Source organism: Citrobacter sp. Colony219, assembly GCF_019382635.1.
Lineage (GTDB): Bacteria > Pseudomonadota > Gammaproteobacteria > Enterobacterales > Enterobacteriaceae > Citrobacter > Citrobacter youngae.
In genome coordinates, this window is record NZ_CP080033.1 from 3,840,786 (window position 1) to 3,843,699 (window position 2,914).

General features: G+C 51.6%; 4 protein-coding genes. 2 read left to right on the top strand and 2 right to left on the bottom strand.

Going from position 1 to position 2,914, the window contains the following annotated elements; translation table 11 throughout:
• Positions 1 to 5 precede the first annotated feature (5 nt).
• Both gabP and csiR read left to right on the top strand, forming a co-directional pair.
• Entirely contained in the window at positions 6 to 1,406 is a 1,401-nt protein-coding gene (gene gabP / locus JTI85_RS17070; RefSeq protein ID WP_048212991.1) for a GABA permease, read from the top strand.
• 45 nt (positions 1,407 to 1,451) lie between these two features.
• Entirely contained in the window at positions 1,452 to 2,138 is a 687-nt protein-coding gene (gene csiR, locus JTI85_RS17075) for a DNA-binding transcriptional regulator CsiR (protein ID WP_016150866.1), read from the top strand.
• A gap of 12 nt (positions 2,139 to 2,150) precedes the next feature.
• Here csiR and lysM read toward each other — a convergent pair whose 3' ends face one another.
• Both lysM and JTI85_RS17085 read right to left on the bottom strand, forming a co-directional pair.
• A complete protein-coding gene (lysM, locus tag JTI85_RS17080; protein ID WP_003037241.1) occupies positions 2,151 to 2,600 on the bottom strand; it encodes a peptidoglycan-binding protein LysM in 450 nt (149 codons plus the stop codon).
• Between the two features lie 95 nt (positions 2,601 to 2,695).
• On the bottom strand, positions 2,696 to 2,854 hold the full coding sequence (locus tag JTI85_RS17085; protein ID WP_003037242.1) for a YqaE/Pmp3 family membrane protein: 159 nt from the start codon (positions 2,852 to 2,854) through the stop codon (positions 2,696 to 2,698).
• Positions 2,855 to 2,914 lie beyond the last annotated feature (60 nt).

A 2,914-nucleotide genomic window follows, 5' to 3' on the forward strand; every position in this document is an offset into this window, starting at 1 on the left:
TAAAGATGGGGCAACTGTCACAATCACATGATTTAGGGGGCGGGCTGAAATCACGCCACGTCACCATGCTGTCTATTGCCGGGGTAATCGGCGCAAGTCTGTTTGTCGGTTCAAGCGTGGCGATTGCAGAAGCCGGTCCCGCAGTATTATTAGCCTATCTGTTCGCCGGATTGCTGGTGGTGATGATTATGCGCATGTTGGCCGAAATGGCCGTCGCCACACCGGATACCGGTTCTTTTTCCACATACGCCGATAAGGCCATCGGCCCTTGGGCGGGTTACACCATCGGCTGGTTGTACTGGTGGTTCTGGGTGTTGGTTATCCCGCTGGAGGCGAATATCGCCGCCATCATTCTTCACTCCTGGGTGCCTGGCATTCCTATCTGGCTGTTTTCTCTGGTTATCACGCTGGCATTAACCGGCAGTAATTTGCTGAGCGTCAAAAATTACGGTGAGTTCGAGTTCTGGCTGGCGCTGTGCAAAGTGGTTGCCATTCTGGCGTTTATAACCCTCGGCGCAGCGGCGATTAGCGGTTTCTATCCTTATGCCGAGGTCAGCGGGGTTTCGCGCCTGTGGGATCAGGGCGGCTTTATGCCCAACGGTTTTGGCGCCGTGATCAGCGCAATGTTAATCACCATGTTCTCCTTTATGGGCGCAGAGATAGTTACCATCGCCGCCGCCGAATCCGATACCCCGGATAAACATATCGTTCGCGCCACCAACTCGGTTATCTGGCGTATCTCCATCTTCTATCTGTGCTCTATTTTTGTGGTGGTGGCACTGATCCCGTGGAACATGCCGGGACTGAAAGAAGTCGGTTCTTACCGCTCGGTACTGGAGTTACTGCATATTCCGCACGCGAAACTGATCATGGATTGCGTCATTTTGCTGTCGGTGACTAGCTGTCTCAACTCCGCGCTGTATACATCATCACGCATGCTCTATTCCCTGAGCCGTCGTGGCGATGCCCCCGCCTTTATGGGTAAAACAAACCGCAGCAAAACGCCGTATGTGGCGGTGTTGCTGTCTACCGGGGCGGCATTCCTCACCGTCATCGTCAACTATTACGCCCCGGCCAAGGTGTTTAAATTCCTGATCGACAGTTCCGGTGCCATCGCACTGCTGGTCTATCTGGTCATTGCCGTTTCTCAACTGCGGATGCGCAAAATCCTGCTGGCGCGAGGCGGCGAAATTAAACTGAAAATGTGGCTCTATCCGTGGCTTACCTGGCTGGTCATCGCGTTTATTATCTTTGTGCTGGTGGTCATGCTGTTTCGCCCGGCACAACAGCTGGAAGTTATCTCTACCGGATTGTTAGCCATAGGCATTATTTGCACCGTGCCCATTATGTCGCGCTGGAAAAAACTGCTATCGTGGCAAAAAGCACCATTGCAAAATACGCATTAAACCTGTTCCCGGCGCAGGCCGGGAAATCCTTTCAGGAGTATGACCATGACCGCCATTCCCCAACCGACGGCCATTGATGGATACCGCTGGCTGAAGAACGACATCATCCGCGGTGTGTATCAGCCTGATGAAAAACTGCGTATGAGCCTGCTGACCTCGCGTTATGATCTTGGCGTTGGGCCACTGCGCGAAGCGCTTTCGCAGTTAGTTGCCGAGCGGTTGGTGACGGTGGTGAATCAGAAAGGGTATCGTGTCGCCCCGATGTCAGAGCAGGAGTTGCTCGATATTTTCGATGCCCGCGCCAATATGGAAGCCATGCTGGTCGCGCTGGCCATTGAACGCGGCGACGACGCCTGGGAGGCTGAAATTCTGGCACGCGCGCATATGCTTAGTAAGCTTGAAGCTATTGACGCCAGTGAACAGATGCTCGACGAGTGGGATCAGCGCCATCAGGCGTTTCACTCGGCGATTGTCGCCGGTTGCGGTTCACAATATCTGCTGCAAATGCGCGAACGACTGTTCGATTTGGCGGCGCGCTACCGGTTTATCTGGCTGCGAAAAACGGTGCTGTCGGTGGAGATGCTGGAAGACAAACACGATCAGCACCAAACACTGACCGAAGCTATTCTGGCACGCGATGCCGCGCGCGCCAGCGAATTAATGCGCCAGCACCTGCTGACGCCGATTCCGATTATTCAACAGGCGATGTCCGGTAAATTGCTGACGGAATAAGCCTGAATAATATTACTGCTCCGGAATACGTAAAACCTGCCCGGGATAAATTTTATCCGGGCTTTTCAGCATTGGTTTATTCGCTTCAAATATTTGATTATACAGATTGGCGTTACCGTAAACCTGTTTGGCAATCGCGCTCAGGGTATCCCCTGATTTCACGGTATAAAACTGGCTTTCGCTAGCGGGCGCAGAGGTTTTAACCTGATCATCTACGCTGGCGATACCAGAGATATTACCAATCGCAATCAGGATTTTTTCTTTCGCTTCCTGACTTAATCCATCACCAGAAACGGTGGCTTTGCCTTCGTTAATTTGGACGTCCACTTTATCCGCATCCGGAATACCGGTTTTATTCAGATGTTCCTGCACTTTTTTTGCCAGATCGGCTGTGTCATGATTTCCAGTGACCGCATCCCACAGTTTTTCACCCGCATCTTTTACAAAATTGAAGAGTCCCATATCCACCTCGGTAATTAACAATCAACCCCAAAAGTGTAGCAGAGGAGAACGAGGCGCAAAGAAAACGGCGCCAAAGCGCCGCTGTAGAAGGGGAATTAGTTACGCGTCTGTATCCAGAAGGCGTGGATCAGACCTGGGATGTAGCCCAGCAGCGTCAGAACGATATTGAGGATAAATGCCCAACCAAATCCTTTACCCAGCAACACGCCGAGCGGAGGCAAAATAATAGTAAAAACGATTCTCCAGAAACCCATACACACTCCCTACAAGCAAAAAATTAATCATTGTTTAAAAAGAGATTTTATCTCTAAGAG

Bases quoted from the DNA above. Each gene is read 5' to 3' on its own strand.
- csiR (WP_016150866.1), top strand. From the start codon at position 1,452: ATGACCGCCATTCCCCAACCGACGGCCATTGATGGATACCGCTGGCTG.
- gabP (WP_048212991.1), top strand. From the start codon at position 6: ATGGGGCAACTGTCACAATCACATGATTTAGGGGGCGGGCTGAAATCA.
- JTI85_RS17085 (WP_003037242.1), bottom strand. From the start codon at position 2,854: ATGGGTTTCTGGAGAATCGTTTTTACTATTATTTTGCCTCCGCTCGGC.
- lysM (WP_003037241.1), bottom strand. From the start codon at position 2,600: ATGGGACTCTTCAATTTTGTAAAAGATGCGGGTGAAAAACTGTGGGAT.